This window comes from Streptomyces sp. NPDC055189 (assembly GCF_053606765.1).
In genome coordinates this window covers 1-19,078 of record NZ_JBSGSG010000006.1, presented here as the reverse complement: position 1 = coordinate 19,078, position 19,078 = coordinate 1, and the positions used below count along the sequence as shown (strand labels likewise).

At 68.9% G+C, this 19,078-nt stretch carries 19 protein-coding genes and 2 pseudogenes; 11 read left to right on the top strand and 10 right to left on the bottom strand.

Features of this window, described 5'->3' with window-relative positions; genetic code table 11:
• Positions 1-158: 158 nt before the first annotated feature.
• A complete protein-coding gene (locus ACWFR3_RS06265; protein WP_453733386.1) occupies positions 159-1,655 on the bottom strand; it encodes a HEAT repeat domain-containing protein in 1,497 nt (498 codons plus the stop codon).
• Positions 1,656-2,075: 420 nt separating this feature from the next.
• On the opposite strand from ACWFR3_RS06265, the pseudogene ACWFR3_RS06260 reads away from it, so the two are divergent.
• The 3 genes and pseudogenes from ACWFR3_RS06260 to ACWFR3_RS06250 form a co-directional block, all read left to right on the top strand.
• Positions 2,076-2,690, top strand: a pseudogene (locus ACWFR3_RS06260) (MFS transporter); the annotation flags it as partial.
• Positions 2,691-2,976: 286 nt separating this feature from the next.
• On the top strand, positions 2,977-3,465 hold the full coding sequence (locus tag ACWFR3_RS06255) for a hypothetical protein (RefSeq protein ID WP_453733385.1): 489 nt from the start codon (positions 2,977-2,979) through the stop codon (positions 3,463-3,465).
• 77 nt (positions 3,466-3,542) lie between these two features.
• On the top strand, positions 3,543-3,689 hold the full coding sequence (locus tag ACWFR3_RS06250; RefSeq protein WP_453733567.1) for an LPXTG cell wall anchor domain-containing protein: 147 nt from the start codon (positions 3,543-3,545) through the stop codon (positions 3,687-3,689).
• A 145-nt stretch (positions 3,690-3,834) separates the two neighbouring features.
• On the opposite strand, the gene ACWFR3_RS06245 is transcribed toward ACWFR3_RS06250, so the two are convergent.
• Positions 3,835-4,407 carry a hypothetical protein gene (locus tag ACWFR3_RS06245; protein WP_453733384.1) on the bottom strand — a complete coding sequence of 191 codons (573 nt, stop codon included), beginning with the start codon at positions 4,405-4,407 and terminating at the stop codon, positions 3,835-3,837.
• 285 nt (positions 4,408-4,692) lie between these two features.
• Between ACWFR3_RS06245 and ACWFR3_RS06240 the strand changes: the two are divergent.
• Positions 4,693-4,974 (top strand): annotated as a pseudogene (locus tag ACWFR3_RS06240) (transposase); the annotation flags it as partial.
• On the opposite strand, the gene ACWFR3_RS06235 reads toward ACWFR3_RS06240, so the two are convergent.
• Positions 4,875-5,135 (bottom strand): hypothetical protein, encoded by a 261-nt coding sequence (locus ACWFR3_RS06235; RefSeq protein ID WP_453733575.1) that lies wholly within the window; start codon positions 5,133-5,135, stop codon positions 4,875-4,877. The pseudogene ACWFR3_RS06240 and the gene ACWFR3_RS06235 sit on opposite strands and share 100 nt — an antisense overlap.
• Positions 5,136-5,470: 335 nt before the next feature.
• Between ACWFR3_RS06235 and ACWFR3_RS06230 the strand changes: the two genes are divergently transcribed.
• On the top strand, positions 5,471-5,677 hold the full coding sequence (locus ACWFR3_RS06230) for a hypothetical protein (protein WP_453733383.1): 207 nt from the start codon (positions 5,471-5,473) through the stop codon (positions 5,675-5,677).
• A 482-nt stretch (positions 5,678-6,159) separates the two neighbouring features.
• Here ACWFR3_RS06230 and ACWFR3_RS06225 read toward each other — a convergent pair whose 3' ends face one another.
• Positions 6,160-6,945, bottom strand: coding sequence for an alpha/beta fold hydrolase (locus tag ACWFR3_RS06225; protein ID WP_453733382.1), 786 nt, complete (start codon positions 6,943-6,945; stop codon positions 6,160-6,162).
• Positions 6,946-7,161: 216 nt separating this feature from the next.
• Entirely contained in the window at positions 7,162-7,506 is a 345-nt protein-coding gene (locus ACWFR3_RS06220; protein WP_453733381.1) for a DoxX family protein, read from the bottom strand.
• Positions 7,507-8,118: 612 nt separating this feature from the next.
• On the opposite strand from ACWFR3_RS06220, the gene ACWFR3_RS06215 reads away from it, so the two are divergent.
• From ACWFR3_RS06215 to ACWFR3_RS06205, 3 genes are all read left to right on the top strand, one after another.
• Positions 8,119-8,784: a hydrolase gene (locus tag ACWFR3_RS06215; protein WP_453733380.1), complete on the top strand. Its 666-nt coding sequence runs from the start codon at positions 8,119-8,121 to the stop codon at positions 8,782-8,784.
• 160 nt (positions 8,785-8,944) lie between these two features.
• Positions 8,945-9,409, top strand: coding sequence for a MarR family winged helix-turn-helix transcriptional regulator (locus tag ACWFR3_RS06210; RefSeq protein ID WP_453733379.1), 465 nt, complete (start codon positions 8,945-8,947; stop codon positions 9,407-9,409).
• A gap of 337 nt (positions 9,410-9,746) precedes the next feature.
• Positions 9,747-9,947, top strand: a complete 201-nt coding sequence (locus ACWFR3_RS06205) for a DUF5708 family protein (protein ID WP_453733378.1) — start codon at positions 9,747-9,749, stop codon at positions 9,945-9,947.
• A 249-nt stretch (positions 9,948-10,196) separates the two neighbouring features.
• Here ACWFR3_RS06205 and ACWFR3_RS06200 read toward each other — a convergent pair whose 3' ends face one another.
• A complete protein-coding gene (locus tag ACWFR3_RS06200; protein ID WP_453733377.1) occupies positions 10,197-11,498 on the bottom strand; it encodes an MFS transporter in 1,302 nt (433 codons plus the stop codon).
• Between the two features lie 873 nt (positions 11,499-12,371).
• Here ACWFR3_RS06200 and ACWFR3_RS06195 point away from each other — a divergent pair.
• A complete protein-coding gene (locus tag ACWFR3_RS06195) occupies positions 12,372-12,797 on the top strand; it encodes a hypothetical protein (RefSeq protein WP_453733376.1) in 426 nt (141 codons plus the stop codon).
• Between the two features lie 576 nt (positions 12,798-13,373).
• Here the strand turns inward: ACWFR3_RS06195 and ACWFR3_RS06190 are convergent.
• Entirely contained in the window at positions 13,374-13,886 is a 513-nt protein-coding gene (locus ACWFR3_RS06190) for a hypothetical protein (protein WP_453733375.1), read from the bottom strand.
• Positions 13,887-14,069: 183 nt separating this feature from the next.
• On the opposite strand from ACWFR3_RS06190, the gene ACWFR3_RS06185 reads away from it, so the two are divergent.
• Positions 14,070-14,387 carry a hypothetical protein gene (locus tag ACWFR3_RS06185; RefSeq protein ID WP_453733374.1) on the top strand — a complete coding sequence of 106 codons (318 nt, stop codon included), beginning with the start codon at positions 14,070-14,072 and terminating at the stop codon, positions 14,385-14,387.
• A gap of 156 nt (positions 14,388-14,543) precedes the next feature.
• Here ACWFR3_RS06185 and ACWFR3_RS06180 read toward each other — a convergent pair whose 3' ends face one another.
• The 3 genes from ACWFR3_RS06180 to ACWFR3_RS06170 all read right to left on the bottom strand — a co-directional run bounded on the left by ACWFR3_RS06180 (position 14,544) and on the right by ACWFR3_RS06170 (position 18,270).
• The gene (locus ACWFR3_RS06180) at positions 14,544-15,236 is read right to left on the bottom strand and encodes an ankyrin repeat domain-containing protein (RefSeq protein ID WP_453733373.1); all 693 of its coding nucleotides are present in this window, start codon (positions 15,234-15,236) and stop codon (positions 14,544-14,546) included.
• 372 nt (positions 15,237-15,608) lie between these two features.
• On the bottom strand, positions 15,609-16,412 hold the full coding sequence (locus ACWFR3_RS06175) for a bestrophin-like domain (protein ID WP_453733372.1): 804 nt from the start codon (positions 16,410-16,412) through the stop codon (positions 15,609-15,611).
• Positions 16,413-17,499: 1,087 nt separating this feature from the next.
• A complete protein-coding gene (locus ACWFR3_RS06170; protein ID WP_453733371.1) occupies positions 17,500-18,270 on the bottom strand; it encodes an isocitrate lyase/PEP mutase family protein in 771 nt (256 codons plus the stop codon).
• Positions 18,271-18,680: 410 nt separating this feature from the next.
• Between ACWFR3_RS06170 and ACWFR3_RS06165 the strand changes: the two genes are divergently transcribed.
• Entirely contained in the window at positions 18,681-18,845 is a 165-nt protein-coding gene (locus tag ACWFR3_RS06165; RefSeq protein ID WP_453733370.1) for a hypothetical protein, read from the top strand.
• Positions 18,846-19,078 lie beyond the last annotated feature (233 nt).

Here is a 19,078-nt window from a genome sequence, read left to right as displayed (position 1 = left end):
ACTGACATTTAGCTTTGTCCACGGCCCCTCGAGTGCTCCCGGGCCACCGGCCTGTTCTGGCGGAGCTGCACGAGCCCGGGCCTGTGCTGAGGCGGGCGTCGCGGAGTGAAAGGCGGGCCTGTCAGTGGTGTTGACGCCGGCACCACCCCCCTGCCGCGTCAGTTGGTCCGCCCCTCTTCCAGGGCCCGCAGCGTGTGGGCTGCCGCCTCGCGTACGGCATCGAATGGGTCCGATGCCAGGGCGGTGAGCCGGTCGTGCAGCCGCTCCGCGTCGGTGGGCAGCGTGCCCCTCTCCGCCACCCAGTGGGCGATCGCCTCCGCGGCGGCCCGGCGCACCCACATATCCACGTCGTCCAAGTGCCGTACGAACAGCGGCAGATCGTGCGGGGTGCCGGCGTCCGTCGCATTGTGCGGGTCCAGGAGCGACAGCGCGGCGGCCCGCATAAGGGGGGAGGTGGTCTGGTCCACCAGTTCCCGCAGACCGGGCAGGGCTTCCGCCAGGCCCGTGAGAACCCGTGCTGCCACCAAGGCCAGGGGGGCGTCGACGCCGAGACGGGCCACCAGCGCCCGGGCGACCGCCGCGCGTTCCCAGGGCCGGAACCCCCTGTCCGCCATGGCGTCCAGGCCGCGCAGCGCCCCTTCGTACGCCCCGGGCTCGGCATGCTCCAGCAGCGGGAGCAGCAGCCACACGCCGTCCCATCTTCCCAGCGCACCGTAGGCCGTTGCTGCCGCCTCCAGGGTGCGGGCAGCCGTTGCCGGGTCGGTGAGCAGAGCCCGCAGGAGCCGCGTGGCGCTCTTGCCGCCGACGGACCCCAGGGCAATGGCGGCCGAGGGCCCCGCCCGCTCATCGCTCAGCCAGCGCGAGGCCGGACCCAGCAGCCGTTGGTCACCCGATCGCCCCAGCAGGAACAGCAGTTGTGTCGCCATCTCCGGGTCGCGTTCCGCCTCCAGGACAGCGAACAGCGCATCCCGCACCTCGGGGCGGTCCACCCGCTTGAGCCGGAAGGCCACAGCGCTGCGCACCTCGACCGAAGGGCCGTCCGTCAGTTCCTTCAGCAGGGACGGCAGCAGCCGGTCGATGTGCCGGTCGGGCAGCATCCACAGGGCGTGCGCGCGGGCGGTGTCCTCACCCCATTGGGCCGTACGGACCAGCTCGGCCTCGACGTCCGGGTCCTTCTCGCAATCGACGACCAGAGCCCGCGCCCGGCCCCAGACGCCAGATGCCGGATCACCCATCAGCCGGACCAGCGCGGGAACATCACCGGGCACGCCCAGCTCCCGCAACGCCTCCAAGGCGTTGATCCGCAGGTGGTAGTCCGGATCGCCCAGCAGTCGCCCATAGGCGTGCACGACCTGGCGATCGCGCAGCTCGAGCCGGATAGCTGCCAAAGAGGCCGCTCTGCGCACCCACGGATCGTCGTCGCCCATCAGTGCGCACAGCGTCCGCGCCCCGGCCGCGGCGGCTCCCAGCCGGCCCAGGCCCACCGCCGCACCTTCCCGCACCTCGGGCGCGGGGTCGGCGGCTGCCCGCAGGAGCACCGCGGCGTGCTCGGTGTCACCGAGTTTCCCCAGCCCCTTCGCCGCTGCTGCCCGCCGCCAGGTGTCGCTCGTCTCCAACTGCCTCAGGAAGAAGGCAATCTGATGATCTGCCGTCATGTGCACCCCGGCAAGTAAGACTGCCGAAACGACGGGAGGTTGCACCGACGGCGGCCCCTGTCAGTCGTCTGAAGCGTGTTGCACAAGTCCGTGCTGGCTCTGGTCAGGCTTGTGCTCGCAGATTTCTGGTCTTGATGCTGGGGCCAGGTGCAGGTGGGGGTGCCCCTGCAGGGGCTCCCCCTCCACGCATCGGGAAGTCACCGCGCTTGTTCCAACCTCTGCGCCGGCCACCCACGCGAACCCTGGGGAACGGAAAAGGCGTGGCCTGGGTTGCTCGCTGCTCGGTACGGTCGCGGCCATGGCGATGGCGATGGCTCCGGGATGGATGGTTCGGCGTGCGGGCACGGGAGTTGTGGCCGGGCTCGTGCGGCTTGCGCGAGGGGCAGTGTCCGTCGCTGAGGCACGAGGGGCGACCGGGCGATGCAAAGGGGGAGCAGCGCATCCGTGTCCGCCGTCCCCGCGGCCCGAAAGAGCGGACGCTCCCGGGCCCTGCTGCTCGTCCCGTGCGGAACGATCTTCCTTGAGGGCAGTGGCGTCGCCATGCTGGCCGTTGCCGTCCCCGCCATCCGCGCCGACCTCGCCTTGAGCACCGGCACGGCGGCGTGGGTGATGAGTGGCTACGTGCTCGGCTACGCCCGGTTTCACCGTGCTCGGCGGGCGCGCCGTCGATCTGCTGGGCAGGCGGCGGATGTTCCTTGCCTGGCTGGGCGTCTTCATGGTCTTCTCCATGCTGGGCGGCGTCGCGATCGAGGGCTGGATGCTGGTGGTGGCCCGGATCGTCACCGGTGTGGCGGCGGCCTTCATGACCCCGGCCGCCATGTCGATCATCACGGCCTCGTATCCGCAGGGGCCGCAGCGCGACAAGGCCCTGCTGGTCTTCGCCGGCGTCGGCGCCGCCTGCTTCTCCTTGGGCCTGGGCATCGGCGGGCTGCTGACCGAATTCGGCTGGCGCTGGGTGTTCTTCGCCCGGTGTTCGCGGCCGGCGCCATCCTGCTCGCGGCGCTCAGGCTGCTTCCTGCCACAGAACCGCACCCGGACCACAGCCTCTGAGTTACGTCGCGTGACCCGCCATGACCGGCTCCCGCCTGACGGCGGTGAGTACCCGCCCGGCCCGCCGGCTCCGGATGCGGCCTGGACGGAATTTCGGTCCCACCGGTTGTGTCGTAGTGGAAAGTTTTTGGGCCGCGTATGGAATTACGTTGGCTTCATGAAGGCTATGCTCAAGTTTCCCTCAACTGAGTTGATCATGCGTTTCGGAAGTGCGTAGCGTGCGTGCAAGCGGAATTGACCGTCCGCTTTACAAGTAAAATCAGGGGAACAAATGATCGAACGTAAGACTGCGGCCATCGGAGCAGCCACTCTGGTAGCTCTGTCGGGAATCGCAATGGCGCCCGCAGCGCACGCGAAGGGCGGGGAAACCACCAGTACCAAGGTCTGGGAATTTTATCCGGGCGGCGGTGCCGGGAGTACCCGGACCGGGGAGATCGACTTCACGGTCACGACCGTGCGCGACAGCAAAGGCCGAATCGCCCGCGTCACGGGCTCACTCTCCGGCCACAACAATGTCCAAGGCCAGGCGCTCGGCATCAAGATGGACTTCACCCAGCCGTACGTCGTCTCTGGCAACAGCGCCCGGCAGCACCTCCGCGGGAAGGTGGTGCTCCAGTCGTGCCTCGCCAAGCACCTGCCCGCCTGCGGCCCCTCCTCGACCGTAACCTTCGATGCTACCGTGAATATGTACGGTCCTCAGACTCCGGCGACGGCCAAGTCGTCCAATAAGAAGCTGTGGCCGATCTACAAGACTAAGTAAGGATCTCCGAGGTGAACGCAACGCAGCCGAGGAATATTTGGCCGAGCCTCTCGGGGGTCATTCTAGGTCTGCTTCTCATGTCGGTCGGGGTGGGATATATCGCCTCGGAACCTCAGAAGTCGAATTGGATTATCGCTCTGGGCGCCGCATTGCTCGTGGCGGGTGGATTCATCTTCCGGAGGTTCCTCAAGAAGATGCGCGACTACCGCAACGTGCCTCGGTGATTCCGTGAACTGGCAGCGTTGACGGAAGAGACGCCGAACCACGCTTTACAGGACCGCGGGGCCCCCTGGGATGCATGCTTCCCAGGGGGCCTTTGTCGATTGGAGTGCTCCGTCGGGCGGCTCACAGGCGAAGCGGCCAGTGGGTTCAGCCGAGCACGCTCAACACCACCAGGACCCCCAGCGACTCCACCAGCAGCACGACTACCCCGTATCCCAGGACCTGCCCTGCAGACCACACCCGGCGACCCGCGTCCGCGCGCACAACCGTGCTGTGCGCGGCCAGCACTGCCGGCATGCAGATGCAGTAGACGGCTGATGCGTACAGCAGCCAGTCGAAGATGTCCTGCCACGAACTGAACCCAGGCCCTCCCCCGTTGAAAGCCACGGCCAGCAACAACAGGCCCACAATGAGCACCAACACCAGCAGGGCTGCGGCCATCACCCAACACCAACGCCTCCCGCTGCCCCTGCGCTCTGCCACCCAATGACCGAGGGCGACGGAAGGCAGCACAAAGACGGCAGAGAGCAGCGCGGCGACGAAGAACAGCACCAGCACAACGAACGGGAGCGAAATAACTGCCCTCGCGTCCGGTATCGCTCCGAAGAGCGGCCTGGCCAGAATCAGGCCGATCCCCTCCACCCACAGCACAGCCATCGATACCGACGACGGTGCGGTGCCCCGTTCTTCCCGAAAGCCCCTGCGCACCAGTTGCGTCATCCCGCCCCCCCTAGCCGCCGATCAGTATCGCGGACAGGGCAGATGCAGAGGCACCCGCCTCCTCAGTGCCAGCGCCGGGCGCAGGACATGACCTCCGCACAAAGGAGCCCGGCCAACCGCGAACCAGACGACGTGAACCGCCCCTGCCGAAAGAGACGGGCCCGCTTTGCAGCGCCCATGAGGACGTGTGATCAGCGGGAGGGGCGCGGAGGGCGTCTTCCGATGATCCCTTGACCGTCATCGAGTAGGCCCGCGTTCGCAGCGCGGGGCGGGAAGGGCACGCCCGTGCTCAGCGTAGTCACCGACGACGGCGCCACCCAGTCCGGCTCCCTGATCGACGAGATCGTCCGCGAGGGCGCCCGCCGGATGCTCGCTGCTGCGCAGAATTCCGAAGTCAACGCGTACATAGCCGAGTTGGCAGGCGAGCGGGACGAGAGTGGGCACCGTCTGGTTGTCCGCAACGGCCATCACCGGACCAGGACCTTGATCACCGCGGCCGCCTCGGTCGAGGTCACCGCGCCGCGGGTCAACGATCGCCGCGCAGACGACGAGACCCCTTCGCGAAGACCTACGGAACGAAGTGGCCCAAGGCCGTCGCGAGGATCACCGACGACGCTCACCTCGTGCCCCTGGTCCGCGCTGGTGCCGTGTTCGAGAACGGCCTCCTCGTCGAGCGCGGGCAGCGGGCAGCGGGCAGCGGGCAGCGGGCAGCGGGCAAGCTTGATCACGTCAGAGAGCGCCCGGCCGAGCCGTGGCGGGGCCAGTCCAGCTGCTTAGCTCTTGATCTATCCTCGGTCCTTCACGACCGGGACAGGGGCGATCAGACATGGCGTATCGGGTTGGCGACGAGGTGACCGTCTCCTGCGAGCCGGCAAGCGCTCGGGTCATCTCGGTGAACGCGACCCACATCCGTCTCCAATGGCCATGGGGAGAGATCGACGACTCCGGAGAGTTTCACTGGGACGGCACATTCCACCTCCCGTGGGCCGATTCGAGCCGTGAATGGACGCCGTATCACTTCGATCCGGCGCCTCCTGCCCTCCGAGCAGGAGATGTCTGCACGGTGTCGATCCCTCCCACTCGCCTCTGCGTGGGGCACTACGAGGAGTACGACCCGCCTCGTGACTTCGGCCGGGTCCCCGTCCCCGCCGCCGGAATCTACGTCGTACCGCCGGAGAGCTTCGCCCCGGAGGACGTGGACGAGACTGCGGGGTGCATGCTCTACCTCGGCGGAGCCGAGCCTCACAGAGTAGAACCTGTCCAGGACTGAGTCGCCAACCGCACGTCATCTCCCCCACAGGTCTTGACTATTGCTCCAATCCGGTCGGCGGTGCCCGCTCCAGTCACGCCGCACTAGGGTCCCCGACATGGGGTGGATCCGGAGAGGCAGCAGGGTACGACTGTGCAACTGGTGCGGGGAGCGGGTCGAGCAGACCAGGCGTTGGCGCAGGCGCCGATACTGCTGCCGCAGTCATCATCTGAAGGCCAGCGCACTCGCCCGGATGCTCGACGCCCTCGACTTCTAATTGGTCGGGGCCGGGCAGCCCGGGTCCAGCCGCACGCCCAGCGGGCCCCCATGACCGCTGCCATCCCGGCCGACCGTGCCCGCCTCGGCCTACCCCCACAGGGCCACGGTCCAACACGCCTCTGGCGGCACGGATTCTGTTGCCTGCCGATGCGCCGGGAACGGCGCGGCGGCATCCACGGATGCTTATGCGGTCTGGTCGTCTGCCACGGCTCTTGTCAGCGCCGCTATCCCCACAGTTCGCGCAAGGCGGCGTTGACGGTGGCGGATTGCTGGGTGTGGGGGTAGTAGCCGGGGACGAGCAGCAGTCGGGCGTCGACGGCGTCGGCCACGGATTCGGCGCAGGCGATCAGCGGTTCGCCCGCGTACCTGCGGTATGTCTCGGGTGCGTCCTGCCAGGTTCCGCAGATCACCAGCGTCGGCCACGGCGCGGCCTGCAGCGGCTCCAGGAGCACGGTCGCTTCCCACACGGGACGTTCGCGCATCGACGTGGCCACGGCCCGAAGGCGCTGCGGGGTGGCGTCGGGCATGGGCATGCCCAGGCCCTCCGTCGAGGCGCGCAGGTACTGCTCCGGCGTCACCGAATCCGGCACCGCCGCGCTGTCCCCTACCCGCTCCAGCATGGCCTCGACCACCGGGTGACCGGCAGCCGCGGAGAACGCGGAGGGCTGAATCAGCGTCAGGGACCGTACGAGGTCCGGGCGGCGCCCGGCGGCGAGCATGGCCGCCAGGCCTCCGTTGCCGTGACCGACCAGGTGCGCCCTCGCGTCCTGCCGCTCCAGCAGGGACACCAGGTCGTCGGCGTCGGTGTCGAAGTCGCTGCGCTCGGTGTCGGGGCTGGCGCCGTAGCCCCGGCGGTCCGCCAGCAGCAGGCGGTAGCGGTCGGCCAGCGGCCGCTGGGCCGCGAAGCCGTACGCCTCATCGCTGCCCCAGGTGAAAATGCTGTGGGCGAAGACCACGGGGACGCCCCCGCCCCCGGTCTCATCCCACACTGTCACGTGAATTGCGGCCATCAGCTCCCCGTCTCATCCCGGCCTGCCGCTCCCGGACACACGAACATCTGACGGGCCGCTCCCCCACCGGCCGCAAGACGCCCCGTGTTCCCTACGAGCGCAGCCTACCCAGCCCGGCGATTGAGCCGACGTCACAGTGGGCCCGAATTGCCGCACAGGCCGATCACGCCAGCCATAGCAAGACCTCGCCTGTGGCCGGCGGTTGCGGGGCGCTCCTCAGACAACAGCGCTCAAGGCCAGGGTGGCGATGGCCAGCAGAAGGAACGGGTACTGCAGACCGAAGGAGTAGTCGCGTGCTCTCAAGTGGGTCACGATGGCGGCGCCAAAGAAGAGAACGAGACCGGCCGCCGCAGCTACGGCGATCACCGGTATCCAGAAGCCGATGAGCAGTCCAAGTGCGGCCGCCGCCTTGGGAACTCCCAACCAGGGCATCCACGACCGAGGCACGCCCGCCGCGTCCATGGCGACGCCGACACGCTCCCAACGCACGAAATCGGCGCCCGCCGAGAACAGGCAGTACGCGATGGTCATTACGGCGACGACGACATAGGCAACGGTCACGGGGCTCAGCTCCAGGGGTCTCAGACAACAGCCGGCAGGGCACTTCCGCCTCTAGGACGGCTGAGCCGGTTCAGATGTGACAGGAGTCGGGGCGAGCGCACCTTCACCCGACTCCCGGGCCGCACACGGGACAGGCCTTGGCCCCCTGTCCGGCCGCCGGAAGCGCAGGCGAGCTTCCGTCGGGAACTCCCGATCCCTTCGGCTACCGGCGGATGATGACGGTCACCCGGGCGCCTTTGGTGACAGCAGCGCCCACAGCTCCGGCGGCAACGGCAGCCTCCGCCTGCCCGACAAGGGCCAAGGCGCACACCACCAGAACACGCGGCGGACCGGCGAGCAGCGAGAGCCCTGCGAGCGGGCGCGACGATCGGTGGCGTGCGATCCCGGCCCGAGCCGGTAAGGGGTCACTGACCGTCAGGCGCCCTGCCGTCAGGGCGAAGCAGGCTGCGGCTGACCATCCGCGACGGCGCCGCTGCGGTTCCGGGACGGACACTCACGGCCCGCGCCGTCCCGGAACAGCCGCCACTGGACAGGTAGTTGACGTGTCATATAGAAAGATGACGCGTCAACCACATTGGTTCATGCGCGCCCCGCACTCCCGAGGAGATCCCTGTGAGTACGTCGCCGAAGGTTGGCCTCGACGCCCTGCTGACCCCCGAGGAGAGCGTCCTGGTACTGATCGACCACCAGCCGTACCAGTTCGCCAACCTCCACAGCCACGAGCCGATGATGGTCACCAACAACGTCGTGGGCCTGGCCAAGGCGGCCAAGGGATACGGCGTCCCGACGATCCTGACCACCGTCGTCGAAGACCGCGGCGGCCTGCTGATCCAGCCGCTGCAGGACGTCTTCCCCGACCAGAAACCGATCAACAGGACCTTCATCAACACCTGGCAGGACCCGCAGGTGGTGGATGCCGTGAAGGCCACCGGACGCAGGAAGCTGCTCATCGCCGGGCTGTGGACCGAGATCTGCGTGGCCATGCCCGCCATCCAGGCAGCGGGCGAAGGCTTCGACGTCTATGCCGTCACCGACGCCTCCGGCGGCGTGTCGGCCGAGGCCCACGACATGGCGGTGCAGCGCATGATCCAGGCCGGGGTCACTCCCATCACCTGGCTGGCCATCATGGGCGAGTGGCAGCGCGACTGGGCCCGCACCGACCTCATCACGCCCGAGGACCAGACGGCGGCCCTGGCGCACGCGGGCGCCACCGGCATCGCGACCATCTGGGAACAGCAACTCCTGAACACCCCGACCGCCCAGACCGCCGGGGCGTAACAGCGAGGCCGGCGCGGCGGTCCCGCTACCGCGGAGTGCCGCCCGCTGTCCCGCCCCACGCGTGGCCCGCCCGGCCGGACAACGCAGCCCGGGCCGCGGCGGCGGCGCCTGCACCCGGCCGGTCCGATGACGCGTCAACCAGTTCACTACACTCGCCCCCGTGACGGACCCTGTGAACTGGCTGACGGCGGAGGAGCAACACGCATGGAGGTGTTTCGTCCGGCTGCATGAGCGGCTGATGGGCCGCCTCTCCCACCTGCTGCAGACCGAATCCCATCTGGCGGCCGCGGACTATGCGGTCCTGGTCAACCTGACCGACGTACCCGAGGGCCGCCGGCGTTACCAGGACCTTGCCCGCGCCCTGGAGTGGGAGAAGAGCCGCATGTCCCACCACATCACGCGCATGATCAAGCGCGGACTGGTGGAACGGGAGGAATGCCATGAGGACGGGCGCGGCGCCTTCGCGGTGATCACGGAGGCGGGACGCGAGGCCATCGCCGCGGCCGCCCCCCTCCACGTCGAGGCCGTCCGCTCCCTCTTCCTGGACCAGCTCACCGAGACGGAGCTGCGAACCCTGGCCGAGATCTCCGTCCGCGTAGTGGAGAAACTCGACAACGACTCCTGAAGGGCGGGCTCCGGAGCGCCCGTCCCATCATCCGCAGAGCGCTGCGCATAGCAGCACCGCGCGCCTGTTCCGCTGCGCCTCACCCTGCAGCGTTATTCGCCCTGACCCCCGCCAACCGCTCTCGCCGAGGTGAGTTGGCCCCGGCCTCTTGCCTCCTCAGGGACATGGCGCCGGTTGAGGTGGCGTCCGTGCCGTCGGTTCTGCTCGTTGATCTGCGTCCATCGAACTGTGTACTTGGGCTTCGTTCGCCAGGGTGAGGAGCGTGCGCAATCCGGTGCCTAGGCTGGCATAGCCAGCGTGACGTGCACTGGTTGGCACCCCTGGGAGGCGGTCGTCGATGGGTAAAGCTCCGAAGAACCTGCTGGAGGGGGTTGTCACCTTCGTGCTCGGCCTGGCGCTGTGGCTCTTCACCGGTGGTGTGGAGATCCCCGTGATGACGCTGACGAAGGTCGGCGTCGTCCTGATGTGTGTCGGCGGCGTGCTCGTCGCGGTGGGTCTATTCGAGGCTGCGCGCCAGTCGAAGTCGATAGGGAGGTGACGACCGCCGACGCCTTACCCGCGACACCGGTGGCCACCAGCGGCGCGTTCGCGTTTTGGCGTACCGGCCTCCACCACAAGCACCGCCACCAGCTCCGCCGGGACTATCTGCTGCTGACGCACCGACGGAATGGGCGGCGTCGTGAACACGACGCCGCCCATTCCGCGTTCTCAATCGTCTCGGCGGTCGGGCAACTCCGGGCGGCGGTCTGCAGGCGGAAGACAGCCCGGGCACAAGCGGCCCGCACCTCTACACACGCTTCGATCCCGAGCTCCGCAGCGGCAAGTCCTCCTGCCCCTCATGAGAGGGGCCGGTATTGTCCATCTGCTTCCAGACCGCGAAGATCACCGGGCAGAGCGTGGCGAGCAGATACACAGCGCCAACCGTCAGCAGCGTGAAGGGCAGGTCGGCCGAATCCACGAGGAAGCCTGCAGCCAGTGCGCCCAGCGGAGTGACCAGCTGGATGGAGGCTGTCGTCGCGCTCAGCACGCGGCTGCGCAGTTCTTCGGGCACCGTCTCATACGTCACGGTGGCCATGATGGGGTTGAGCACACCGCAGGCGAGACCCTCCACCGCCATGATCACGGCCAGCGGAGCGAAGGTGTCGGTGAAGGCGGCCACCACGAAGCGCGGCAGGCCCACGATGAGAAACGCGATCGTGAACACGGGCCACCGCCGAAAGCGACTGCCCACCGCCCCGTAGACCAGCGCCCCCGTGAGTGCGCAGATGCCGAACGCCGCGTTCAGCACACCGAGATCCACGGAACCGCCCAGCTCCTCACGGGCATGCACGGGAAGAAGCACGGCGCTCCATCCCTGGTCGAGTCCCCTGGTGACCAGCGTCATCAGGCACAGGCCCAGCAGCAACGGTGTGGCCGCCATAAAGCGGTAGCCTTCCGCGAGTTCACGGCGGTAGGCACGCCACGATGCCGGCTCGGTCTGCCGCTGGGCTTGGGCCTCAGGCAGGCCGCGCACCCCGAACGCGAACAGCGGCGCGGCCACGGCGAAGGTTGCGGCATCCACCAACAGCACGTTCCCGGCTCCGAATACGGCGATCAGCACGCCTCCGAGAGCCGATCCGGTCAGCGCCGCACAGCGTGCCGCACCGTCGTACAACCCGGCAGCCCTGGCCAGCGGCATTCCGGCGCGTTGGGCGAGCGTGGGCAACAGCACACCGCGGGCCGTTTCACCCGGCGAGCGGAACAGCCCGGTCAGCGCCATCAGCACGCACAGCATCCAGAACTGCAGGATCCCGGCGAACTGCAGCAGCGGGATGGCCGCCACCGCGATCCCGCAGGCGATATCGGAGGCGACACTCACCCGCCTTCGCCCGATCCGGTCGATGACCGGACCGCCGACGAGCGCAGCGAGCACCACGGGCAGCAGTGTGCAGAGTGCGACGGCCCCCACCTTGGCGGCACTGCCCGTGCTCTGCAGCACGAACCACGGCACACCCATGTAGGTGAGGCAATTCCCCGTGACTGAAACGAGGTTGGCGGCAAGAACCGCCGTCAGAGGACGGCGATCACTCGTCAAGAAGTCTTCGGGCACGACGGTGGTCTCCCATAAGGGGAAGCGCCCACCGCACACGAAGCAGTCAGCCGGCGGGCGAAGCGAAGTGGTCAGCGTCTGGCGCGCATGGCGAGGCGCACCGCGATGCGGTGTCCACAAGCAGCGCCTCCAACACTTCGCCGGGATGACCATCCGGCACCTGAACGCATTGTCACCTCGGGCACCGGTCCTCTGCAATGACGGTCCGTTCGCCAAAGGGGACTCGTACGGGAGGCCGGGAAACAATCGACGTGCGCGTGCGAACTGCCACAGAGATCCGCTTCCTGCTGGGAATGACCGCGGATCAGGTGTCGGCCGCGCACCCCGCAGTGCGGGCTGGGGCCCGACAGATCGTGGAGGAGTAGGAGAACGGCGACAGCCTCGAAGTGACTGCGCGCACGACGCGGACAAGCTCGAATGCCTCCTCCAAGCCGTCGAGTACCGCGAGCGGGGCTGCTCGAACGTCCATCCCTGGATCGACAGCAGCGTCGCGATGCTCCAGACGGTTTCCGCGCAGCGCCTGGCCGAGGCCGCGCTGAACATGACCTCGATCGAGTGGCAGCAGACGTACCTTCGCTGACCAGACCCCGGTGACGCGACCGGCGCCCCTGCAACTGGCCGCCTCAACTCCCCCGGTGCGTGGCGCGGCGGCCCGGGGTGTACCCCCACCAGCCTCTGCTGCCCTGCCCCTCACGCTGCGGCGCCGTTCGCGCGACACGGCGACCGAGTCCGGACACCTGCTCGGACGTCACCTGCTGACCCACGCCCAGGTGTCATGCCCCTGATGCACTCGGATAGGGTCCGCGTGCACCGTGACGGTCCGCCACGCGGCGCACGCACCACTCCTTTCTTCACGTACGGGGTACCCACGACATGGATTTCGTCTTCCACATACTCTTCCCGCTGCTCATCGTGCTGATGTTCTGGGCCGCCTACGCGATCGTGAGCCGGACCAGGCAACGGCGCACGGCGTGGGAGAGCGGACTCACCGCGCAGGGGCGGGTGGTGCGCGCCTGGGTCACCGTCCAGATGGTCAACAACATGGCGCGGCGCATCCAGTGGCACCAGTACGACTTCACGGCCGCGGACGGCCTGGCCGTCCGGTTCAAGGAAGCAGGCGGCCCGGCGAGCCGCGAACCGGGCGATGCCACGCTCGTGTACTACGCGGGCGACGAGCCGGACAAGGCCACCGCCTCCGAACCCCAGCCGGGCAAGGACATGTTCGGGACGGTCATCGGCCTCGGCATCATCGGAGTGGGGGTCGTCATCCTCACCAAAGTGATGATCCAGTACTGGTGACAGCGCCCCCCGCCCGCCGGCAGAGGGCCTGACTCGGGCAGCGCCCGCGCCGACGCGGCCGGGCGCCGGAAGCTGTGCCGCCGGACGACAACCCCACGTTCTCGAGACCGGTTGTCCTCCTCAGCGAGGCAGCCGATCAGCCCCTGCCGTCTCCTCCACATCCGCTCGAGCCGCATGCCAGCACGCCCGCTCCCCTCGAACGCGCCTGCGGCACATTTGAGATCAGGGGAACTCCCGTCATGGACGCTGGACTTGCAGGGCTCGTGGGGCACTGGGGGGCGGGGCAGTTGGCGCCCCAGGAGCCCGGGGTGCGGCCCTGATCGCCTTGCGTGGCGCCCGCTATCAGGCTGACGCGCAGACCAAGAGCACACACGAGCAGTGGCTTCGCCAGATCCGACGTGCCGTGTATGCCGCCATGTTGCTCTTCACGACGGATAGTGCAGGTCGGGCCACGGAGCGCGCCTGCCCTCCCCGACCGGCAGACCGACACTGCTCAGACGCTCGATTACACCAGGACCTGCCTGTACACGTCACCCGCCAGCCCCCCGCGCCAAAGGGCTGATGACTGCCCGGTAGTTACTGGGGAGAAGGGCCGCGTTCTTGGCGCCGCAGGTCCTGCTCCACATAGTCTTCAAACGCGCGAAAGGACTCGACTTCCTCCCGCCACGCGACGGCGGCAGTCGGCACGGTCTTCTCGTTGCGGTTCGCCAGACACAGCTTCAAGTCCGCCCGCGCCAGGTGGGCAATCTCGTGGCCGGAGCGCCGCGTGAAGTCGTACAGGTAGTGCTCGTCGCGGGATGCGAAGGCGAGCAGGTCGACGGAGTCCTGCATGCGCGCACGTCGGGCGGCGTCCGGAAATTGCAGCAGAGCGAGCGCGAACTTTTCAGCGAATCTTGCCCGCTCCTCCCACGTCGAGTGGTCGGGCAGGGCACCACGGTGCAGCAGGACCGTCATCTCGGACATCGCCTGGTTCTGGATCTGCTCCTTTCGTGCCGCCCGTGCATCCCTCACCACCAGCCAGGTACCAAACAGCGCAATGGCTGCACCGACCAAGGTGCCGAGGAAGCTGCCGAACAGCGCTGCCAGCATGGCCGGAGTATACGAAGCTGACGGCTTCGGCGGGGCGAGACCGCAGCACGCTCTCACCGTGAGCGCAGACGGCGGGGCGCTGCGGCGGGGACGTAGAGGTTGCCGTGCAGCGTAGTCAGGGCGTCGGTGACAGCCATGGCGGTGGGCCTGGCCGTGGGCTCAGTTCCCCTACGCTGCTGCGGTATGGACGACGAAGCGCCGTACATCGACCCCGATGTTGACGACCCGGCCCGGCCGGTGTGCGGGATCTGCCCGTCCAAGCGGCTGCCCCGCGAAGCGTTCGTGGTCTATGACCGGCCCAACCGCGAGGCACCGTTCAACCCCGGCGACGGCCTCCGCTACACGGCCGCGGGAACTCCGGCCTGCGTCCACCCCCACAAGATCGGGCTGGAGCCGGACCGGGTGGCGCCGGCCGACGAGCCGGAGCGTCTCGACGATGGGAACGCTGCGGCGACAGCGCCGGGGCGAAGTCGATGGCGACTGTTCGCCCGCGGCCGGTGACACCGATCACCGCGTACTTCGCGTCGAGGATCATCCGGCGCCGCTCGGCCTCGTCCGTGTCGATCCAGTAGCGCTCGTTCACCGGCCCGAACACCGCCCGGTACACCTGCTGGGTCTAGTCGCCGACCCGCCACGGCGTGTTGCTGATCTGCTCGCTCACGGTGGAGTGCACGAACCGGATGCCGGCGCGCTCCCGAATGTGGAACCCGGCGGTGAACTGGGCGCACAGTGCGTGACATCCACGGCAAGGAGGACTGCAGCAATGCGCTCAGCCTTCCGCCGATGGTCGGTCTTCCGCTGATGTTCCGGATGACATCCGAGGTGTTCGCGCGAGGCGGCCAGGGTGGCGGCCGAGAGGATGGCGCCGCGGCCGAGCAGGCGGTGCACCATCTCTTCCTGTCCGAACCGGACCGCCCAGTCCAGGGCGGTCCTGTGCTTCATCACCGCGTTGATGTCCGCCCCGCGGTCCAGCAGCAGGTCCACCGTTTCCGGGTGCCCCTCATTGCAGGCGGTGGCTGCCATTACCAGCGGTACGTAACCCCGCCGCCCCTGGGCGCCGGTGGGGGCGCCGGCATCGAGAAGAACCCCGACAGCCGCCGTGTGCCCCCGGTGCGCCGCCAGGCACAGAGGCGTCACGTCCTGGTACTCCCCCGCAGGCTGGCCCAGATCGGCTCCTGCTGTGACCAGTTGGCGGACGACATCAGCGTGCCCCTGCTCCGCCGCCCGGTCCAGCGCCGTACGCCCGTCACGATCCGGCGCATCCACCACGGCGCCCTGCCCCAGCAGCCGGGCTACGCCGCTCACGTCGCCGTCGCCCGCCGACCGCACCAGTTGATCTGCGATATCCATGCCTCCATCATTCCGGGCCTCTGCCCCCGGGGTCGCCCGACGGTCCGATCCGCCTGCCGCCGTCGAGGCCGGGCGCCGAACCGCGGCTTCCGGTCCGGTCCAGTTCCGCTCTCGCGAAACCACGGCAGCGGTCAGGGCGACGAGCCTCGCGTGGTCGAGCTCCGCGACGCGATCGGCTTCGTCCTGACGCCTGGCATCGCGTGCTCGCCCTCTGCCGTAAAAGCCCCGGCAACTGCCGCCCCGCCCGATACGCCGATCATCCCGATCACGGCCTCTGGCATGCCCCGGATGATGTCCGAAGCCGGGTACGCCCACACGAGATGCGAGTTCCGGCGGTCGTGCCCGCCGCCCTGTTGAGCCGGGGCCGGCCGGTCATGCGCTGCGGCGGCTGCCGTCGTTGTCGCAGGGGAGGTCGGCGGGTTGGTGGTGGGCGAGGAAGTCGCGGGTGGCCTGGCGTTCCACTTCCGCGATGGCGGTGGGTTTGACGCTGACGATGCCGGCGAAGGGCCGGTCGACGTCACGAATGATGCACAGCGTCGTGGTCAGGAGTGCGGTGATCACCGTGAGCGCGATGAGCTGGCCGCGGTTGTTCTTGCGGGGCAGGCAGACGGCCAGGGCCACGACGGTGATCGCGAGGGTGACAAGCAGGAACCAGAAGATGGTGCCGGGAATGCTGGCGGTGGCCTGAGTGAGGCGTTCCTCGCGTTCGTCGGAGCGTTTGTTGTCCGCGGCGATCAGCATGCCGAAGACGGGCTTGCCTTCCAGGTCGCGGAAGGAGCGGCGGACGTCGGTGGACCAAACGTTGGGCGCGTCCGACCCGCGGCCATCGGCCATCGCGGGCCATTCCGCGGTCCGCACGGCGCGTGCGTAGCAGATGGCGTCGGCCTGGACCCGTTCGCGCTCCGACGCCGGCGTGTACTCGGCGATCTCGGTGAGCTGGTCCAGGGCGCGGGCCTCGCCCCGCGCGGCGACCTCGGCCTTGCCGTACGAGCCCGAGGCAGTGACCAGGACGAAGGCCAGCAGCAGGACGGTCAGGGTCAGAAGAGGCCCGACAAGGTCCTTGACTGCCATACCCGTGTCGTCACCGTCATCGGGCAGCAACCGCGGGCGCAGGAACCGGTTCGCCGCCAGCCCTGCGCACAGAGCCAAAACGGCGACGACGATGACGAGAAGCACTGCGACCTCCTGCACAGACGAAAGACCCCGCTGCAGCGGAACCCTCCGTGATCATGACCGGGGCGGCACCTCCCGCAATCTCGGACACCTTCGCCCGCCCCCGAACGAGCGAAGCCCTTGCACCAAAAGCCCCCTCCGGCCACCGCCCACCCGGGCGGGCTGAAGCAGACCCGGGCCCCTCCGACACCCAACCGGCACCCGCCACCTCACGCACCGGGCGCCCTACCGGCCGCGCCCCGGCTCCCGGCCCGTCGTTGCGCAGACCACGAGAAAGATGATCACTGCTGTCGCGCCCGGCCTGCCGATTACCGCCCTCGACGCTCCCGAACCAGAAAACGACGCGGCCAACGACAGCATCTTCGACCGTGCGCGGCGCACACGGCTTCGATGCGGAGGCCGCGACCGAAGAGCGCTACGAAACACGGCAACTCGCCCTGAAGGGGTCGGCCTTCGCCGAAGATACGACGTCAAGCCGGCAAACGACCGACGGGTGAGGGGGCTGGGCGGCCCTTCATTGGGTTTGGCCGCGTCCGCGGCTCGCGTGCGCCTCGTTCCACGCCCATCTGTTGCTCAGAGTCCGAGCGGCTCTCAGCATTCCGGGCGCTTCCGTCCGGACGGTCCGTCTCGTTGCCAGAGCGCGGGGGCTTCGCTATGAGGACGGTCTCTCGTTTCTGTCTGCCGCTGGTGCGGCAGGGTTGCGCCAGCTGCCCGCCCCGCCTGCGCCATGCGGCTCGGGCGGGCGGCGCGGGTCTTGCGGTCGGCTCGACGAGGCTTCGACACCGGCTGTGCGGTGTCCTGGTCTCCGGCCACTGCGCTACCAGGTACTGCGGCCGCCGCGAGGGCGGCGAGGCTGGGTGCGGCGTTGGCGTCCCGGTCGATGACCGGGCCGCAGGCGTCACAGTGGTAGGTCCGCATGCAGCGGCAGCTTGGCTCGCCGCCCGGATCGAAGCCGGCGCGAGAGAAGAAGCGGTCCCCCGATGGCCCGGGCCTACCCGGTCTCTTCCAACTGGCCCCGCACGAGCGGATCCTCCCAACAGCCGCTCCCGGAGCCTGGGGCGCCCTGCTCCCGGGGCGCCCCGCTGCTCGATCAGCTCTTCAGGGGCACCCACGGCCCGAGCATGTCCCTCATCGCGTCCGCCATCGCGAATTGCAGCAGCGGCCCGTAGGTGATGCGGCCGACGCCGAGGCGGCGGAAGCGTTCAAGGTCGTGCTTGACGGGATGAGCGGTGGAGTTCACGGGAACGGTGACGGCGGCGGTGACCGCCGCGAGCAGTGCGTCGTCGTCCTGGATACCCACCGGGTAGACACTGTCGGCGCCGGCCTGCTCCATGGCCCGAAGGCGCTCGATCGCCTCGTCGAGGACGCCGGAGGCATTCTCGGCGTGCAGGAAGAGATCGGTGCGCCCGTTGACCCACACCGGGACCCCCGCGCCGTCGGCCGCCGCGCGCAGGCCGGCGATGTAGGTCGCGTGCTCCTGCGTGCTGCGCACGCGCCCGTCCTGCGAGTGGACGGTGTCCTCGAGGTTGAGGCCGGCGCCGCCGACTTCGATGAGTCCGGCGATGAGATCCCCGGGCTCCTGGCCGTACCCGGCCTCCAGGTCAACGGAGACGGGGACGTCGACCGCCGCGATGATGGGCCGGACGGCGGCGAGTACCTCCTCGAAGGTCTGCCCCTCGTGGTCGTCGGCCCCCCGGGAGTCGGCGAGCGGATGACTGCCGACGGTCAGTGCGCGGAAACCGGCGTCGGCTGCCGTCCGCGCGGACCAGACGTCCCAGACGGTCGGCAGCACGAGCGGCTGGTGCTCGGCGTGCAGCTGCTTCAGGCGCTCAGCGCGCTCAACGGCGATGCGAGTATTCATGGCGAGGACGCTACCGCCCGCGCGCATGGGACGGGCCCCCGACCGGCCGTTGCAAGACACCCGCAACGCCTTCGACGGCCGACTCAACGCCGCGCACCGCTGACCTCAACAGGCCCCGGCTGCACCTGTGTTTGCACGGTTTCGCTGGTGCGGAGCGGGAGATGTCTACGACCGCCGCCTCCCACGGCCCCAGATCAGCCAGTCACGTCAGGTCGGCCGCGATGTACGGTCCCGCGTCAGCGCGGGGACGCCGTCGAGGTTGCGGCGGGAGCCGGATGCCGTGTCGAAGGTGCGCGCGGGGGTTCTCATGGGCTTCTCATCCCTGGAGGCCGATGGAAACGGAGACGACATGCGCCGGCTGTGAGGATCCAAGGACCGGACACGCAGCCCCATATGCACGGAGATCCCTCATGAAGAAGCCGACAGCATTCGCCGTGTTCGCGCTCATCACGCTCGGGACGCTCGGGATAACCGCCGTCGTCTCGGACGCGTCCGCCGCCCCGGGGCAGGGACGCAGTCACAGCGTTGAGCACCCGGCCGGTACCGAACTCCCAGCCCGCGCGGAAGAGCGGTGAGGGCTCGTCCTCCACGACACTGAACGTTGCGGCCGGGACCGGCGGCACGCCCCCGCCTCACGTTCGGTCCCTGTGCCTCGCTAGGCGGGAGGCCTGCTGAGCGAGCTGAGAGGGAGACTGCTGCAGTGACTCCTCCCTCTCATAAATGAGGGGGCTTCTCGCTATGCCGGGTTGGCGTCGCGACGGACCAGCCCGGCCCGTAGAACGTTGAGTGCTCCGACTACGTCGGCGTG

Coding starts and splice junctions, on each gene's coding strand:
- ACWFR3_RS06265 (WP_453733386.1), bottom strand. CDS start 1,655: ATGACGGCAGATCATCAGATTGCCTTCTTCCTGAGGCAGTTGGAGACG.
- ACWFR3_RS06255 (WP_453733385.1), top strand. CDS start 2,977: ATGATCGAACGTAAGACTGCGGCCATCGGAGCAGCCACTCTGGTAGCT.
- ACWFR3_RS06250 (WP_453733567.1), top strand. CDS start 3,543: ATGTCGGTCGGGGTGGGATATATCGCCTCGGAACCTCAGAAGTCGAAT.
- ACWFR3_RS06245 (WP_453733384.1), bottom strand. CDS start 4,407: ATGACGCAACTGGTGCGCAGGGGCTTTCGGGAAGAACGGGGCACCGCA.
- ACWFR3_RS06225 (WP_453733382.1), bottom strand. CDS start 6,945: ATGGCCGCAATTCACGTGACAGTGTGGGATGAGACCGGGGGCGGGGGC.
- ACWFR3_RS06205 (WP_453733378.1), top strand. CDS start 9,747: ATGGGTAAAGCTCCGAAGAACCTGCTGGAGGGGGTTGTCACCTTCGTG.
- ACWFR3_RS06195 (WP_453733376.1), top strand. CDS start 12,372: ATGGATTTCGTCTTCCACATACTCTTCCCGCTGCTCATCGTGCTGATG.
- ACWFR3_RS06190 (WP_453733375.1), bottom strand. CDS start 13,886: ATGCTGGCAGCGCTGTTCGGCAGCTTCCTCGGCACCTTGGTCGGTGCA.
- ACWFR3_RS06185 (WP_453733374.1), top strand. CDS start 14,070: ATGGACGACGAAGCGCCGTACATCGACCCCGATGTTGACGACCCGGCC.
- ACWFR3_RS06180 (WP_453733373.1), bottom strand. CDS start 15,236: ATGGATATCGCAGATCAACTGGTGCGGTCGGCGGGCGACGGCGACGTG.
- ACWFR3_RS06170 (WP_453733371.1), bottom strand. CDS start 18,270: ATGAATACTCGCATCGCCGTTGAGCGCGCTGAGCGCCTGAAGCAGCTG.
- ACWFR3_RS06165 (WP_453733370.1), top strand. CDS start 18,681: ATGAAGAAGCCGACAGCATTCGCCGTGTTCGCGCTCATCACGCTCGGG.